The 15749-nt window shown below is 44.7% G+C and carries 15 protein-coding genes; 9 read left to right on the forward strand and 6 right to left on the reverse strand.

All coding sequences use genetic code 11. The annotated features are described in order from the left end of the window. Positions 1 to 2 precede the first annotated feature (2 nt). From R2S67_RS17550 to R2S67_RS17570, 5 genes are read right to left on the reverse strand one after another with little or no spacing between them, the layout of a single operon-like run. Positions 3 to 563, reverse strand: coding sequence for a hypothetical protein (locus tag R2S67_RS17550; RefSeq protein WP_182032652.1), 561 nt, complete (start codon positions 561 to 563; stop codon positions 3 to 5). Then, positions 563 to 820, reverse strand: a complete 258-nt coding sequence (locus R2S67_RS17555; protein ID WP_005382279.1) for an acyl carrier protein — start codon at positions 818 to 820, stop codon at positions 563 to 565. Before R2S67_RS17555 ends, R2S67_RS17550 begins: the two co-directional genes overlap by 1 nt. A 15-nt stretch (positions 821 to 835) precedes the next feature. After that, complete coding sequence (locus R2S67_RS17560) at positions 836 to 1096, reverse strand: phosphopantetheine-binding protein (protein WP_005382278.1); 261 nt, start codon at positions 1094 to 1096, stop codon at positions 836 to 838. A 10-nt stretch (positions 1097 to 1106) separates the two neighbouring features. Next, positions 1107 to 1877, reverse strand: a complete 771-nt coding sequence (locus R2S67_RS17565; protein WP_168187863.1) for a lysophospholipid acyltransferase family protein — start codon at positions 1875 to 1877, stop codon at positions 1107 to 1109. After that, positions 1874 to 2602 (reverse strand): beta-ketoacyl synthase chain length factor, encoded by a 729-nt coding sequence (locus tag R2S67_RS17570; RefSeq protein WP_182019047.1) that lies wholly within the window; start codon positions 2600 to 2602, stop codon positions 1874 to 1876. Before R2S67_RS17570 ends, R2S67_RS17565 begins: the two co-directional genes overlap by 4 nt. 77 nt (positions 2603 to 2679) lie before the next feature. Between R2S67_RS17570 and R2S67_RS17575 the strand changes: the two genes are divergently transcribed. From R2S67_RS17575 to R2S67_RS17590, 4 genes are all read left to right on the forward strand, one after another. Further along, the gene (locus tag R2S67_RS17575; protein WP_317346029.1) at positions 2680 to 3078 is read left to right on the forward strand and encodes a hypothetical protein; all 399 of its coding nucleotides are present in this window, start codon (positions 2680 to 2682) and stop codon (positions 3076 to 3078) included. 27 nt (positions 3079 to 3105) lie between these two features. Further along, a complete protein-coding gene (locus R2S67_RS17580; RefSeq protein ID WP_243327091.1) occupies positions 3106 to 4173 on the forward strand; it encodes a methyltransferase in 1068 nt (355 codons plus the stop codon). 7 nt (positions 4174 to 4180) lie between these two features. Then, entirely contained in the window at positions 4181 to 5425 is a 1245-nt protein-coding gene (locus R2S67_RS17585; protein WP_253643804.1) for an NAD(P)/FAD-dependent oxidoreductase, read from the forward strand. A gap of 220 nt (positions 5426 to 5645) precedes the next feature. Continuing rightward, on the forward strand, positions 5646 to 6386 hold the full coding sequence (locus tag R2S67_RS17590; RefSeq protein WP_006742867.1) for a transglycosylase SLT domain-containing protein: 741 nt from the start codon (positions 5646 to 5648) through the stop codon (positions 6384 to 6386). Between the two features lie 9 nt (positions 6387 to 6395). Here R2S67_RS17590 and R2S67_RS17595 read toward each other — a convergent pair whose 3' ends face one another. Then, positions 6396 to 7700 carry a hemolysin family protein gene (locus R2S67_RS17595; RefSeq protein ID WP_317346037.1) on the reverse strand — a complete coding sequence of 435 codons (1305 nt, stop codon included), beginning with the start codon at positions 7698 to 7700 and terminating at the stop codon, positions 6396 to 6398. Positions 7701 to 7876: 176 nt separating this feature from the next. Between R2S67_RS17595 and R2S67_RS17600 the strand changes: the two genes are divergently transcribed. From R2S67_RS17600 to R2S67_RS17620, 5 genes are all read left to right on the forward strand, one after another. After that, positions 7877 to 9085 (forward strand): DEAD/DEAH box helicase, encoded by a 1209-nt coding sequence (locus R2S67_RS17600; RefSeq protein ID WP_046874220.1) that lies wholly within the window; start codon positions 7877 to 7879, stop codon positions 9083 to 9085. 253 nt (positions 9086 to 9338) lie between these two features. Next, entirely contained in the window at positions 9339 to 10001 is a 663-nt protein-coding gene (locus R2S67_RS17605) for a potassium channel family protein (RefSeq protein WP_006742864.1), read from the forward strand. Further along, a complete protein-coding gene (locus tag R2S67_RS17610) occupies positions 9998 to 11365 on the forward strand; it encodes a TrkH family potassium uptake protein (RefSeq protein WP_317346043.1) in 1368 nt (455 codons plus the stop codon). The genes R2S67_RS17605 and R2S67_RS17610 overlap by 4 nt, the downstream gene beginning before the upstream one ends. 356 nt (positions 11366 to 11721) lie before the next feature. Then, positions 11722 to 14706 (forward strand): M6 family metalloprotease domain-containing protein, encoded by a 2985-nt coding sequence (locus tag R2S67_RS17615; protein ID WP_317346044.1) that lies wholly within the window; start codon positions 11722 to 11724, stop codon positions 14704 to 14706. Positions 14707 to 14880: 174 nt separating this feature from the next. Beyond that, positions 14881 to 15693: a hypothetical protein gene (locus R2S67_RS17620; protein ID WP_005390499.1), complete on the forward strand. Its 813-nt coding sequence runs from the start codon at positions 14881 to 14883 to the stop codon at positions 15691 to 15693. The last annotated feature ends 56 nt before the right edge of the window (positions 15694 to 15749 follow it).

Here is a 15749-nt window from a genome sequence, read left to right on the forward strand (position 1 = left end):
GATTAGTGTTCCTTTCGAACAAATTGACGCACGATCCATTCTCCAGCGAACAAGCCACCAGCAAGTAAGTAGCTGATGAGGCCGTTATAAAGCGTCCATATTTTTACTGGTAGGAAACAGGTATAGAGCGCAACGGCAGCATTGAGCGTAAAAAAAACGCACCAAACCATCGTCACTTTGCGAGTGTAAGCCACGCCACTAGCTGGAAGGTCGGGCTCTTGCAAGCGAGCAAGCCTCTCTATGATCGATTGCGGCTGTTTTAAGCTCAGTCCAAAGACACACAGCATACATACATTGACAACGACAGGGTAAAACTGAAGCCACCCGTGTTGTTTAAACACCATGCCAAGCGTAATTAGAACAATGCCAACAGCGCCCGTGACGAGCGCCAAGAATTTAAACTCTTTTAGTGGGGTCTTATTTGCGACGAAAACACGCAAAAGTAACGCAGCAATTAACAAGCCCCCGACTAAGTTCAAGCCAAATTTATCTATACCGAAATAGACGGCGAAGGGGTAGGCAAACAGTACAATTGCAGACAGACCAGTCAGCAATTGGCGCATTAACTTTCCTTCAATAACTCAGTGACGGCGTTAACCACATCGTCAACGGTTCTTACAGCACTAAACTCTGCTGGCTTGATTTTTTTGCCAGTGACATTCTGTAGGTGTACGACCAAATCAACGGCGTCAATGCTATCAAGGTCGAGATCTTGGTATAAGTGCGCATCTGATTGAATGTCGGCTGCGTCAATTTCGAACAGCTCAACAAGCGCATCTTTAACTTGTTCAAATACTTGATCTTTATTTACATCAGTCATGAATATACCTACAACTTATTCATTAGTTTGAGAAGAAACGTATTTCGCTAGGTTTGCTACAGAAGCAAAGTGTTCGCGCGTGTTAGAGTCGTCGGCATCAATAACGATGTTGTATTGTTTTTTAATTGCGAGTCCAAGCTCAAGTGCATCGATAGAATCTAAGCCAAGTCCATCACCAAAAAGTGGTGCATCCGTTTCAATATCATCTACGGTTAAATCTTCAAGGTTTAAAGCATCAATAATAAGTTGCTTAATGTCGTTGTGTAACTGTTCCACTGGGACCTGCTTATGAATAAAAGTTTTCTGGAAAAATGTTTTCAGCTAGGTGCTGTTGTAAGCGTCGCGCCGCTATTGTCGGCGACGTAGTTTGCTTTATAAAAGGGTCAATCTCAACTTTATCCTTAACTTCAACCCTGAAAAAAGGCTTTGTTGCCGGTACTTGATACCATTTTTTCTCTTTTGTGAGGAAGCTTGGCGTTACCGTAATATGGACAACCCTTAAATCTCGTTCTGTTCTTACCGCAATTTGCGCTGCGCCGCGTTGTAATTTTGGTTCTACACCAGGTGTTGTTCTTGTCCCTTCTGGAAATATAAGCAACACGTTGCCTTTGTTAAATCGTTCATCACAAAGTGCTAATAAATCATCCGGCGCTTCATTGGGAATATATCCGGCTGCTTTTACGATGTGCTTCATAAAAGGATTCGACCATATTGCCGATTTTACTAAACAGTCGCAGCGATTTAATTGTGAAGCAATGAGAACGTAATCGATTAAACTCGGATGGTTGGCAACAATTAAACAATTACGATCTTGTTGAAGAATATCGGCACCAATAATTTCGTAATCGATTGCTCCACTTAACTTCATCAATTTACAAAAGGTGTTGAATGAATATCGAATGGCACCTTGAACTTTATATTCACGTTCGGTTTGATCCGAAACGAAAATACGAATGGTCGGAATAACAATGAAGCTTAGTGCTAAACCACCTAACCCAAATACTGAAAAACAAAAGCCGGTTGCTAGCACACGCCAATACTGATTTAAGCGACTCATTGCTTTTGCCATTCCCAAATTTGTTGCGGAGCGTGAATAGTCCACTGATTTTCATCTGACAAGTAGTGTTGCAAAAACGCTAAGCCTTGTGGCAATGGGTGGTTTGAGCATTTTGCACTGATGCCGCTTTGCACCGTGAAGCCATCTCCATGAGAAAGTATCAAGCCGAGTCCAAACCCTTGGTATTGTTGGTTTTCATATTCTAAATAAGAGTCAGGCATAGGCTCATCAAAATCAACAAGCAGGACTTTTTTGTCAGGATTGTCGGACAAAAACAGCCATGCTTCTAATATTGCACTTTGGAATGTGTTTTCTGCCGCAGCGATCGAAGTTAGGGGGATGGGCTGTTTGGTTGCAATAGTGGCAAGCCCTGCGGCGGTATTATGCACTGACTGAGAAAAAGCCATCGGAGACGCTTCTTCACCGTTAATAATATCTTTAACTAACGCGACACTGCGATGCAATTCGCCATGACGACTCGAAAATACGAGGTAATCAACCTGATGTTGATTAAGCAATTCGATTGCCGTTTGCACTGCCAGTTTGCTAAGTGGACTCATTCTTCTGCGCATCATCGCAGGAATATCTGCAACATTGATTTTGCCATCTTCTGGCCATGTTATCTCTGTTGCCCATTGTTTCCATTCATTGGATTCGGATAAACCGAATGAATTCGCTGTCCACGCATCAATATTGAACGAAATGTTGATCTTCGAGTTTGGCATATTGGGTTAAATTGTTTATTTTACAGCTCGATACAAATTGGGCTTTACCCAAAGTCATAATAAAAAAGGAAATTATCATGTCGCGTTTTAAGCTGTATGTCTCGTTATTATTAACTTTGCTTCTTGTCGGTTGTGGACGAGTACAACCTGTAATGAATGTGGAGGATACTCCAGTTGCTTATGATCTTCAAAATAAACAAGTAAAAATGGCCATTGTGCAATCGGCAACCAACCGAGGTTGGACGATTGAAGAAGTAAGCCCAGGCGTTCTTATTGCAAAAATTCACGTTCGTAAACACTTTGCAGAAGTAAAAATTCCATATAACAACAAATATTACTCAATTATTTATCTCAACTCAGTAAATCTAAAAGCCAGTGATGGCAAAATCCATCGCAATTACAATCGTTGGATAAACAACTTGAATGTTGATATTCAACGAGCTATTGCATTGTTAGACTCTCAGTCTAAACAATAAAAATATTAATTGCAGTTAGGTTTTTCCGTGTTAAATCAAAATAATGACCCTTTTAATGCTTTTGAAGCAAAAACAGAAGCTCAGAAGTTATCTTTTGCACCAATCGTGTTCCAGACCGCCAGAACGCTCCGAGATTTAGGTATTTTAGCCGCGCTAGACAGCGCCGGTTCACAAGGCATGAGTGCCACGGACATTGCCAAGAAAACGGGCGTGTCAGAATATGGTGTCAAAGTATTGTTGGATATGGCGATTAGCGCACATATTGTTTTATGGGAAAGACCTAACTATTCGCTTGCGAACCTTGGTTTTTACCTTCTTCACGATGGTATGACGAACGCAAACATGGATTTTACGGCTGATGTCTGTTACGCCGCGATGATGCATCTGACGGAAGCGATTCAAGAAGGTAAGCCTTCAGGTTTGAAAGAGTTGGGCAATTGGGAGACGATTTATCAAGGTCTGTCGACGCTGCCAGACCAAGCTAAGCAGAGTTGGTTTAAGTTCGATCACTTCTATTCGGATCGCTCGTTTCCATTACTGCTTAAAGAAGTGTTTGCAAGCAAGCCAAAGCACCTCGTAGATATTGGCGGAAATACCGGGAAATGGGCTATTCAGTGTTGTAAGCATGATCCTGATGTTGAAGTTACCATTGTCGATTTGCCGCAGCAATTAGAAGTGGCGATGTCAAATGTATCAGAAAACCAGTTCGCCGAGCGTGTACGTCCATACCCTGCCAACATGCTTGATAAAGCACAAACATTGCCTGAGCATGCTGATGTATGGTGGATGAGCCAGTTCTTGGATTGCTTTTCACCAATTGAGATCCTAAATATCCTTAAAAAAGTCAAAGCCCAGTTAACGAAGGGAGATACTATTTACGTATTAGAGCTATTTTGGGATGCCCAAAAATACGCGGGTGCTTCCTATAGTCTTAATGCAACCTCTCTCTACTTTACCTGTTTAGCCAACGGCAATAGTCGTTTTTATCGCAGTGATGATTTCTTAGAAATTGTCGAAGCGGCAGGTTTATCTGTCGTCGAAAGAACCGACAACATTGGCCTTGGTCACACCTTATTAAAATTACAAGCAAACTAAATTCAGAATGAAAACAGAGCTCAAGCAAGTTGTCGTCGTAGGAGCGGGCCCATCTGGCTCCACCGTTTCTGCGTTATTAAAATCGCGTGGCATAGATGTCGTTGTCATAGAAAAAGCCACCTTTCCACGTTTCTCTATCGGAGAAAGCCTGCTTCCTGCATGTATGGAAGTTGTCGAGCAAGCCGGAATGACCAATGCGGTAAAGCAGTTTGGCTTCCAATATAAAGATGGCGCTGCATTTCGTCGCAATGGTGTTTACACCCAGTTCGATTTTACGGACAAATATACCCCAGGGCCGGGTACGACGTTTCAGGTGCAACGTGCCAGTTTTGATAAAGTGCTCGCCGACAGTGCCGCAGAGCAGGGCGTCGATATTCGTTATCAACATGAGCTAGTTAGCTTGGCGTTTGAAGGCAAAAAATCGCGCTTAGAAGTTGTTGGGCCGAATAAACAGACCTATCAAATCGAAGCTGATTTTGTTTTGGATGCGAGTGGTTTTGGCCGTGTTTTGCCACGCTTGTTGGATCTTGAAGAGCCTTCTTGTCTTCCTCCAAGAAAAGCGATATTTACTCACATTGAAGATCGTATCTCTCCACAAGAGCCAGAGTACGATCGTAATAAAATTCTGATTTCCGTGCATCCTGAAAATCACGATGTATGGTACTGGCTAATTCCATTCTCGAATGGTACATGTTCGTTTGGTGTGGTGGGTGAGCCTGAGTTTTTCGAGCAATACCCAGAAGATAAGCTTGCAGCTTTGCAGCAGTTGGCGAATGAAGAGCCGGGGTTGGCTTCTTTGTTGCGAAATGCGAATTACCCAAATCCAACAGGAGAGTTGGGTGGCTATTCAGCGAACGTCAAACGTTTAGCGACAGAAAACTACGCACTGCTTGGTAATGCCGGGGAGTTTCTTGATCCTGTGTTTTCATCTGGCGTTACTATTGCCATGAAGTCAGCGGAATTTGCGGCCGATTGCGTAGCTCGTCAATTAAATGGTGAAGTGGTTGACTGGCAAGAAGAGTATTCGGAACGCTTGATGGTGGGGGTGAACACATTCCGTACTTATGTGGAGGGGTGGTACAACGGCACATTGCAAGATGTGATTTTCTACCAAAACCCGAATCCACGTATTAAGCAGATGATTAGCGCGATTTTGGCTGGGTACGCTTGGGATACAAACAACCCTTACGTAAAACAAAGCGAACAACGTTTGTCGACGCTCGCTGAGCTGGTTCGAGAAGCGGAACTGTAAGAGTATAAATTCTCTTAGCTGAGGATGCGTAAACCTAGGTCTTACCGAGAAATTGGTAAGACCTTTTTTATTCTCGACAATACCTTTTTATTTGTACTTCGAGCTTACTGGAGACATCTTGACCACTTGTTTCGAGGTGTATCGAATTTGAGAAAATTTATAGTGATTGTGATCACATACATACTCATTGTTGCTGATATTTATATTAAACGTGTAGGAAATGGATTACATTTTGGGAGTGTTCCCTAAATCCGGCTTCGTTGTGAAAACGGTTTATAAGCAACTGTATAAATTAGTAAAGTTCCAAAAACTGCACCAAAAAAAAGATAAGTTTCTTGCCAAATCAATTCGCTTGGTGAGTTCGAACCATCGACTGCGCCAAACACTTCCTTTACTTTCTCGAATTGTCAAAGAACACGACGCGCCAACTGTCTCTTCGGTTGTTGATCCCGAGAACGCGGTGGCGTGGGGAGGCAAAGTTTCTCCAGAGTTCAAATGCAAAGTCATTCGTATTAGTGAAGAGCTGGAGATCAACCCTAATCATCTGATGGCCTGCATGGCATTTGAAACCGCTGAAACCTTCAGTCCAAGCATCAAAAATGGTTCAGGAAGTGGGGCGACAGGGTTAATTCAATTTATGCCCTCTACCGCTGAGTCATTAGGAGTGAGTACGAAAACTCTTGCGAGGATGAGCGCGGTCGAGCAACTTGACTATGTAAAAGCCTATTACTGGCCATATCGCCATAAAATCAATAGCCTGGAAGATGCGTATATGGCAATTCTCTATCCTGCTGCGATTGGCAAACCGTCTTCTTTCGTTTTGTTCAAGCAAGGCTCGATTGCATACCGACAAAATGCGGGTATCGATCGTCACAATACAGGAAAAATCACGCTTAATGATGTTTCCTATAAAGTGAGGAAAAAACTAGAGAAAGGTTTACAGCCCAATTTGATGGGATAGGGCCGTGCTTTATTCCACTTCGCTATTGTTGGTTGGTGTATCGGTGTCTTTGGTGACTCTGACTTGCATAATGCGATGTTTTTTAACGAGGAGTATGTCAAATCGCCAACCTTGGTAGTGAATGTGCTCCCCAACATTTGGGACTCGACCATAAAGCCATGTCAAAAGCCCATTTAATGTTTGAAAGCCTTCTCGCTCTTCGCCTTCTATGCTGCTCAGTTCGAGTTTATTCTTGAGCTCATTGAGCGGGATCAACGCGTCCATCAACCAGCTGCCATCTTTTTGTTGCTTGGCCCACACTTGCTGTGGCGCTATGCCCAGTTCTCCAGCAATTGACTTTAACAAGTCGTAAAGGGTTACTAGGCCTTGTACATCACCGTACTCATCGACAATAAAGACCATTTCCGCACTGGTTTGTTGCATGTAGTTAAGGAGAGGTAACCCTTTCATGGACTCTGGTACAAAACGTGGGCGCTTGAGCTGTTTAGCCAGTTTACTGATAGACAATTCATCATATTCATCGAGCAGGACTTTGGATGAAATGGTGCCAATAATATTGTCCAAGCTACCTTTACAGACTGGCCATACGGAGTGTTGGGTTTGGCGAAGGTCAGTAAGGATGACATCAATAGGTTGGTTGGCATCCAGGTAATGGATATCGCACCGTGGTGTCATTAACGATAATGCTAAACGATCGTTAAGGTGGAGTAAGTTGCGAATCATCAATTGCTCTTGTGGCTCAATCGCACCGGACTCAGAGCCTTCGCTAACAATAGCAAAAATATCCTCCTCGGTAACAATCTCACCGTTGCTGTCGTTTTGGCGCAATAATCGGAGAAAAGTATCGGTTGAAAACGTTAATAAGAAGACAAAAGGAGTGGTGAGCTTGGCGAGCCAGTGAATCGGATAAGCTACGATAATAGCGATGGTTTCTGCGTTGTTTTGTGCAAAGCGCTTGGGAACGAGTTCTCCCACCACAATCGCGAAGTAGGTGATCATGAGCACGACGCTCATCGTTGAAAGTACCGTGGCTATCTCTCTTTCTAGCCCTTGGGTTACTAACCAATTTTCGAATGGTACTGAAAGCGTTGCTTCACCAAAAATACCACTTAATAGCCCGATGACGGTAATGCCTATTTGGATCGTGGAAAGAAACTGAGTCGGATTGTTTTTAAGTTCGAGCGCTAAAGCGGCAGAGGCGTTGTGTTCTGCAATTAATTTTAGCCTTCCGCTTTTGGCTGCGACTAGAGCGATCTCTGACATAGCAAACGCGCCATTGAGTGCGATTAATCCAACCAGCAGTAATACGTCCATAACGTTTCCCAGTAATGTACACGTTAGCAGCATAACTAGATTCACGCGCAAGAAATGTGATGTTGCGAGTAAATCATGCAGCGCTCTATTATCGGGCTCTACGCGCATGAATCCTTCTGTTACTTCACTGGGATTCTGATACACTACGCGCCCATTTCCTCTGTTGAGACGTTTCTATGCCATTTTCTAAGCTTGGTTTAAGCGCATCGATTACTGATGCAGTAAAAGCGCTAGGTTATGAAAAACCGACCTCTATCCAACAAAAAGCCATTCCAATCGTACTGCGTGGTAGCAACTTAATTGCTGCAGCACAAACGGGGACAGGTAAAACGGCCAGTTTTGTTCTACCAATCTTAGAAAAGCTTAGTCAAGGCGAAACGCAACGTAAAAAACGCGCTCGCGCTATTATTCTTACGCCCACACGCGAACTTGCGCTTCAGGTTCATCAAAGCATTGAAGCTTATGGTAAAAACTTACCGCTGCGCTCAATGGCGATGTTTGGTGGTGTGGATTATGCGCCACAAAAACAAGCCTTGATCGAAGGTGTCGATATTGTGGTAAGTACGCCGGGACGTTTGATTGACCTGTACGGTCAACGCGCCATTCACTTTGATGAAGTGGAAATGCTAGTGCTTGATGAAGCGGACAAGATGTTGGACATGGGATTCATCGATGCGATCGATAAGATCGTTGATTGCATGCCAGAACATGTTCAAAGTCTGCTGTTCTCGGCAACGCTATCTAATCCTGTTCGTGATTTGGCGAAAAACGCGATTATTGATCCTGAAGAGATCACGATTGCAAAACACAGTGCATCTAAGTCGAACATCAAGCAGTGGATCACCACCGTCGATAAGGACATGAAGTCGTCGCTGTTAAGTCACATGCTCAAAGAAAACGACTGGTCGCAAGTACTGGTATTTATTGAAACCAAACACGGTGCTGCCAAGCTTGTTAGCCAACTTGAAAAGCGTGGCATTGTGGCTGAAGCGTTTCACAGTGGCCGTAATCAGCGTGTTCGCCAGGAATTAATAGAAAAGTTCAAAGCCGGTGAAATCCAGTACCTAGTTGCAACTGGTGTTGCAGCGCGCGGTATTGATATCGATAACTTGCCCGTTGTTATTAACTATGACTTGCCGTATCCAGCAGATGAATATGTACACCGTATTGGTCGTACCGGTCGTGCTGGCGCACAAGGTGAAGCGATCTCATTAGTCTCAAAAGATGACTTTAAAAACCTTTGTATGATCGAGAGCCGTTTAGGGCACTTGCTAGAGCGAGTGGAAATTGACGGCTTTGCACCAAGAAAGCCAGTGCCGATTTCTATTTTAAATTACGTACCTAAGAACAAGCGTAAACCGCACGATAAGCGCGAATCAAAATAGCCTGTTTTATCTCTACGATCCAAAAGCCGCATTGTTGCGGCTTTTTGCGTTTTAGGGAGACTCACTCATGGGTTGACAGTGTTGGCTTTTATGCCGTAATGAAGAAAAAAGTTAATTTATGTCATACGCTTAACACTCAAAGTGAGTCAGCTTTCGTAAAGCTTTTGTCAATTCTCTGTCCTCAGGTTTGCACAAGGTTAGGAATGGGCGCAGACTTTTTTGCTTGCTAGTGAATGCATAAGATGAGGCATAAATGAAAACAGGTGATAAGCAATTCGCCGTTATTGGCCTTGGCCGATTTGGTTTGGCAGTGTGTAAAGAGCTACAAGATTCAGGAGCTCAAGTTTTAGCGGTTGATATCAACGAAGACAGAGTCAAAGAAGCTGCCAGTTTTGTTAGTCAGGCAATTGTGGCTAATTGTACTCACGAAGAGACGGTTGCTGAGCTTAAGCTTGATGATTACGACATGGTGATGATTGCTATCGGAGCGGACGTTAACGCTAGTATTCTCGCCACACTGATCGCCAAAGAAGCGGGAGTGAAGTCAGTATGGGTTAAAGCCAACGATCGATTTCAAGCGCGTGTCCTGCAAAAGATTGGTGCGGACCACATTATCATGCCTGAACGTGACATGGGGATACGTGTCGCGCGTAAAATGCTCGATAAACGGGTTCTTGAGTTCCACCCTTTAGGTAGTGGCTTAGCCATGACGGAGTTTGTGATTGGATCTCGTTGGATGGGTAAGACATTAAGTGACCTAGCACTGTGCAAAGTCGACGGTGTGCAAGTACTCGGGTTTAAACGGGGCCCAGAAATTACCAAGGCGCCAGACCTTAATACCAAGCTGGAAATTGGCGATCTCATTATTGTGGTTGGCCCGCAAGATGCGCTGGCAAATAAATTAAAATCACTATGACGCAGTTTCATCAAAAAGGCGTTTTTTACGCGCCAGATGGTAAACGAGAAAAAGCAAAGGGTAACGAGCCGCGGATTATATTGCTGAGTTTTCTCGGTGTATTGCTGCCTTCTGCCGTGCTGTTAACTTTGCCAGTTTTTTCTGTTACAGGCCTTTCGATAACGGACGCTTTGTTTACCGCAACATCCGCCATCAGTGTGACAGGGCTTGGTGTTGTCGATACCGGGCAGCACTTTACGTTAGCCGGGAAGATTTTGCTGATGTTTTTAATGCAAATCGGTGGATTGGGGCAGATGACGTTGTCGGCGGTTTTACTCTATATGTTTGGTGTGCGTTTAAGCTTACGCCAGCAAGCGTTAGCGAAAGAAGCGCTAGGGCAAGCTCGACAGGTCAACTTAAACCGGCTGGTGAAGCGGATTGTGATTTTTGCGCTTGTCGCAGAATCTATTGGGTTTATTTTCCTTTCCGTTCGTTGGGTTCCTGAAATGGGCTGGCAAACTGGCATGTTTTACGCGTTATTTCATGCGATTTCTGCGTTTAACAACGCAGGGTTTGCTCTGTTTTCAGACAGTATGATGAGCTTTGTGAATGACCCGCTGGTCATCTTTACCCTGGCCGGGTTATTCATTTTTGGTGGGCTTGGTTTTACTGTTGTCGGAGACATCTGGCTGAACTGGCGTAAAGGTTTCCACTTTTTGCATCTTCATACCAAAATCATGCTTATCGCGACACCGATATTGCTCCTCGTTGGGACGGTGATGTTTTGGTTACTCGAGCGGAGTAATCCAAATACAATGGAATCGTTACCTGTGGCGGGTCAATGGTTGGCGGCATTCTTCCAATCCGCTAGTGCTCGGACGGCCGGGTTCAACAGTGTCGACTTGGCGCAGTTTACCCAGCCAGCTTTATTGATCATGATTGTTCTGATGTTGATTGGTGCTGGGTCCACCTCAACGGGGGGCGGCATTAAGGTTTCCACATTTGCCGTTGCGTTCATGGCTACGTGGACCTTTTTGCGCCAAAAGAAACATGTGGTTATGTTTAAACGAACCGTAAACTGGCAAACCGTGACTAAGTCACTCGCCATTATCGTTGTGAGCGGCGCCATTCTGACAAGCGCGATGTTTTTATTGATGCTCACAGAGAAGGCAAGCTTTGATAAAGTCATGTTTGAAACCATTTCCGCATTTGCGACGGTAGGACTTACCGCTGGTTTAACGGCAGAGCTTTCTGAGCCAGGCAAGTACATTATGATCGTGGTAATGATCATTGGTCGTATCGGGCCACTCACGCTTGCTTACATGTTAGCCCGCCCTGAACCTACCTTAATCAAGTACCCAGAAGACACCGTTCTTACAGGTTAAAGTAGCGTTTATTAGCACCCCTCCGACCATAACGAGCACTGATTAATAGCAGTGCTCGTACATTTATAAAATATGTGGGACGTTGCCCAATTTTATCTACAAAGTCGCAGAAGTTTATTTCTTCTTCCTTTTGTTTCGATACTATTCATTCACTCAATTTATACCCTCGGAAGCCACACTTACAAAAGTATTTGGGCATCCGACGCTTTTGTAACGTGATGCTAAATAATATTGTGTTATCTGAGCGAATTGATACCAGCCTTAGTCGTTAGCCACTCAATCTCATTCTATGTTTATGGGTTACTGTGTACTGGCTGTGCTTGGTATTAAACGAATCGAAAAGATGGAGCCGTACTTTGAAATTCAACACACTCGCCTTGACTATGCTAACTGCGCTTCTTGCAGGTAAGAGCATGGCAACTACTCCGCCATCACCAGTTTGGCATACTATTGCGTTGAGCGATGGTACCTCTAGTGAGGCAATTTTACGCGGCACTGCCGATTTCCACTGGTTTGAAGATAAACAAGGTAATGCCTTGGTTCATGAAGATGGTATTTGGTTTTTTGCACAGATTCAGCGCGAGTCAGACATCCCAACGTTGCGCTCGACGGGTGTTGCTAAAACTCAATCGAGTGATGCGCCTGAATCGGCGAAGTTTCGCCCGGATCTACAAGTTAAGCCGCAGTTATCTTCTCTAAAAACCATTGAACCGATGGCGCGCCAAAATCTATTGCGTTCGGCGCAAGGTTATCAGGCGATGAGTAGCTCATCGGTGAAGCAACAACCACTGTTGGTTGTGCAAGTCTCCTTTGATGACCAAGCAATGGTGCATGACTTCGAACAACGTGTGTTTAATACCGATGGTCAAAGCGTTGTCGATTATTTTGATAAAAACTCTCAAGGGAAATTCAAAGTTGTCCCTGCGATTGAGAGTTATGGTACCGCGAATGATGGTGTGATCAATGTGACCGTGGCGCAAAGCCACCCAAATTGCCACTCTAGCTCAACAGACAAGACTTGCACTGCCAAGTTGAATGCGGTCTTCACCGAAGCATATCAAAAACTGGATCCGTACTTTAATCTTTCGGCTTACGACAGCAATCAAAATGGTACCGTAGAACCGTCAGAACTCTCAGTTATGTTTATTTTTGCGGGTGGCGACCGTTCAACCGGATTCCTTGATCGTCCTTCTATTTGGCCTCATAAATTCTCTCACGACGATGTGACACTAGATGGCAAAAAAATTGCCGATTACTGTGTGTTTGCTGACTACCAAGTTGATCATCAAGCGACGTTAGGCGTGATCGTACATGAGCTTGGCCATTTAATGCTTGGCTTGCCGGATTTGTACGCAAGGAACAGTGATGCCTCGATCGGTTCTTGGGGCGTGATGGGTGGTGGTTCATGGGCACAGAAACCGGGAGACTCATACGCAGGAGACACGCCAGTGAACATGAGCGCCTGGAGTAAACACGCCGCTGGTTTCGTTGTACCAACGATCACTCATGGAAGCCCGATGCCTATTTCCGTGAATAACGACGATGTCAAACTGGTGTATCTCGACCCGTACTTGAAAGAGTTTGGCCCACGCGTTTATTTGGAAAACCGTACCTTTAGCGGTTACGACCGAGCATTGGCGGCAGAAGGCATACTAGCGACGTCGGTTAATGTCCGGAATCGCTTTAACGATGTTGGCGCGATGCAGGTTCAAATCATGCAGGCCGACGGTCTGAATGAGTTAGAACATGATGGAAGCAGTGATGCCGGCGATTTGTATCCTAATGGTGGCAATGTCATTTCAGATACATCGACCCCGGATCTGAGAGCGATCGCCGGGTTTGATACTGGGGTTCGTATTTCCAACATTGCCAGCAATACCAACGGCGGCAGTTTTTCTCTTGAGCATATAAACGAGCCAAATAAATCGGCATGGTTGAACTCTCTTCACCAAGGTTATGTGTACGCAAGTGGCAGTAACACTCTGGCGGTATCATTGGATTTGAATGCTGAGACAAAGCTTGATGGTCTTCAACTTTACGCGCAAAGCAATAGCGCTCAAAGTGACATGACTTATCGAGTATGGCGATTCCCATTCTCAGGTAACGTGGGCTACCGATTAATATTGGATCAGAACAATGCTGAACTTTTACAGCAAGGTAGCTTCCAAAAGCCATCCCGAATTTTATTCCCTCAACCGAGCCAATTAAGTGCGGGTCAGCACCTGTTAGTAGTGGAATTAGAAGGCGGTGAATTTGAATCGAACTTTGACTTTGGCCGCTTACTAAAAACTGAAAAATCATCCCTGCCTGCAATGTGGACTGGTAATTACGATGAGATAGGTACGTTTGGTTTAGAGCAAGCCGGGTTCTCTTATGTTCCGTTTGCAGCACTCTTGAATGTGGAGGCGAACAACATTGTTGAAGCGAAAGCTGACTCACTGCAAACCGATAAGAATACGCCAATCGATCTGAACTTGATGGACAATGATTTCATGGCCATAGGATATCAGTTCAATGTGGACATTGTGCAGAAGCCTGAGCACGGCACCATTTCTGGCAACCAATACCAACCTGAAGCTAACTTCGTTGGTTTGGACAGCTTCCAATATCGTTTGCTGTCTACGGACGGCGTGTATTCATCTTCGGTTGTGAGCGTGCAGGTCGAAGTACTTGGTAGTAATGAAGCACCAAAAGCGCTCATCGATGTGGATAGCCAAAAGATTACTGCTGGACAGAAAGTAACATTGTCGGCGGCAAACAGCACAGATGCGGATGGCGATGTGTTGAACTACCGATGGGAGCAATTGGCTGGTACTTCAGTTTCTATCGGAAATTCGACCAGTGCTACGGCAAGCTTTACAGTGCCTCAAGGTATAAAAGCGGGTGAGGTTCTGACATTCCGTCTAACCGTTACTGATCCAAGTAATGAAACCTCCAGTGCTACCGTCAATTTAACCATGCAAAACGCAGCGCCAGTCACGCTAGCAGATACGGCGACCGTTGCCGTTGGTGAAAGCATTGTGATTGATGCTGCTGGCAATGATTCGGATGTGAATGGCGATAAACTGGTTGTAGAAAGCGTACAGAACCTAACGGGCGTGGGAAGTGCGAGTGTAGAGAATGGTAAAATTCGTTTTCAAGCTCCGGATAGTGCGGTTGATAACATCAAGCTGCAATACACGGTTTCAGATGGCAACGGTGCTACCGCAATGGGAGAAGTGACTGTGACGGTTGTCGCTTCCTTGAAAACAACGACATTCAAGAACTCTGAAGGTAGCGGCAGTGTTTCTTATTGGGCTCTGATGTTACTTGTTGCATTGGGCTGGCGACGCCGCGTCTAAAACGATATCGAATTACCGTATAAGCCACTCACATTGAGTGGCTTATTTTTTGTGCCTGTTTTACTTCCTAATACTTCTCATTATCTTATGAGATGTGTTTCTCATTATTTTTAAAGCGATTTTTCTATTCAGCGGTTACCCTATGGGCAGATTTTTATAAATTAAGGATGTTGTATGTCAACCGAGGACTTTTCTGTTTCGGCAATATGCCGAGAAGCAGCAGTGATGGTCAGAAGGAACCTACTCGCAATTGTCATTGCTTGTATTCCATTGATCATCGTGCACTCAATTTTTGTGTTTATGTATCCTGAAATGACGGGGCAAGATCAAGCGAACGCTCAAGAAGGAAACATCGCGGGATTTTATTTCGTCACAATCATTTTATACCCACTTGTTGCCGCGATGGCGGCTGTGCGTGTACACCGAATTTATTTGGTTGGCGATTACATGCACTCAGCGTTGGATGTATTTCGCTTGTCAGCCAGAGAATTCCGTTTCATTGGCTGGTGGATATTATTTGGGTTGATGATGATGCTCGTCATTGGTATCCCAATCTTTGTGTTGTCGTTTCTCTATATTGCAGAAAGTGGTGAACCTGATTTTGTCGCCATGGCGTTTATCACAACGGTTGCAAGCATTCCGGGCTATTGGGTGATGGCGCGCTGGTCGTTCGTGTTGCCAGCGACCGCAATGGATCATCAGCCGCGCAGCTTGCGTCGTTCGTGGAACCAAAGCAGACCATACAACAAACAAGTATTCATTTTGATGGGCTTAATTCCATTGGGCGCGGGATTGCTCAGTCAGCTTATCTTTAGTCACTTTACTAACCTCTTCATGCTGAGTCTTGTGGGTGTTGCTTATGGTATTTTCGGTGCGTACCAGTTGGCTTTGTTATCGTTGAGCTATAAAACGGTCGTGGACATTGAACGCGCTCGTTTTGATACACCATCAGAGCCACCAAAAACGGGTGAAGAGTTTTCCGCTTAATCATTTGATCGCTTTTACATGCCACTTCCGTTTGTGAGGTGGTATGCAGCGGGTTA

Source organism: Vibrio sp. T13N (assembly GCF_032970445.1).
GTDB classification, from domain to species: domain Bacteria; phylum Pseudomonadota; class Gammaproteobacteria; order Enterobacterales; family Vibrionaceae; genus Vibrio; species Vibrio diabolicus.

Excerpts from the sequence above, each read along its gene's own strand:
- R2S67_RS17620 (WP_005390499.1), top strand. The coding sequence starts at position 14,881 with ATGTCAACCGAGGACTTTTCTGTTTCGGCAATATGCCGAGAAGCAGCA.
- R2S67_RS17570 (WP_182019047.1), bottom strand. The coding sequence starts at position 2,602 with ATGCCAAACTCGAAGATCAACATTTCGTTCAATATTGATGCGTGGACA.
- R2S67_RS17585 (WP_253643804.1), top strand. The coding sequence starts at position 4,181 with ATGAAAACAGAGCTCAAGCAAGTTGTCGTCGTAGGAGCGGGCCCATCT.
- R2S67_RS17610 (WP_317346043.1), top strand. The coding sequence starts at position 9,998 with ATGACGCAGTTTCATCAAAAAGGCGTTTTTTACGCGCCAGATGGTAAA.
- R2S67_RS17555 (WP_005382279.1), bottom strand. The coding sequence starts at position 820 with ATGACTGATGTAAATAAAGATCAAGTATTTGAACAAGTTAAAGATGCG.
- R2S67_RS17550 (WP_182032652.1), bottom strand. The coding sequence starts at position 563 with ATGCGCCAATTGCTGACTGGTCTGTCTGCAATTGTACTGTTTGCCTAC.
- R2S67_RS17600 (WP_046874220.1), top strand. The coding sequence starts at position 7,877 with ATGCCATTTTCTAAGCTTGGTTTAAGCGCATCGATTACTGATGCAGTA.
- R2S67_RS17605 (WP_006742864.1), top strand. The coding sequence starts at position 9,339 with ATGAAAACAGGTGATAAGCAATTCGCCGTTATTGGCCTTGGCCGATTT.
- R2S67_RS17575 (WP_317346029.1), top strand. The coding sequence starts at position 2,680 with ATGTCGCGTTTTAAGCTGTATGTCTCGTTATTATTAACTTTGCTTCTT.
- R2S67_RS17565 (WP_168187863.1), bottom strand. The coding sequence starts at position 1,877 with ATGAGTCGCTTAAATCAGTATTGGCGTGTGCTAGCAACCGGCTTTTGT.
- R2S67_RS17590 (WP_006742867.1), top strand. The coding sequence starts at position 5,646 with ATGGATTACATTTTGGGAGTGTTCCCTAAATCCGGCTTCGTTGTGAAA.
- R2S67_RS17595 (WP_317346037.1), bottom strand. The coding sequence starts at position 7,700 with ATGGACGTATTACTGCTGGTTGGATTAATCGCACTCAATGGCGCGTTT.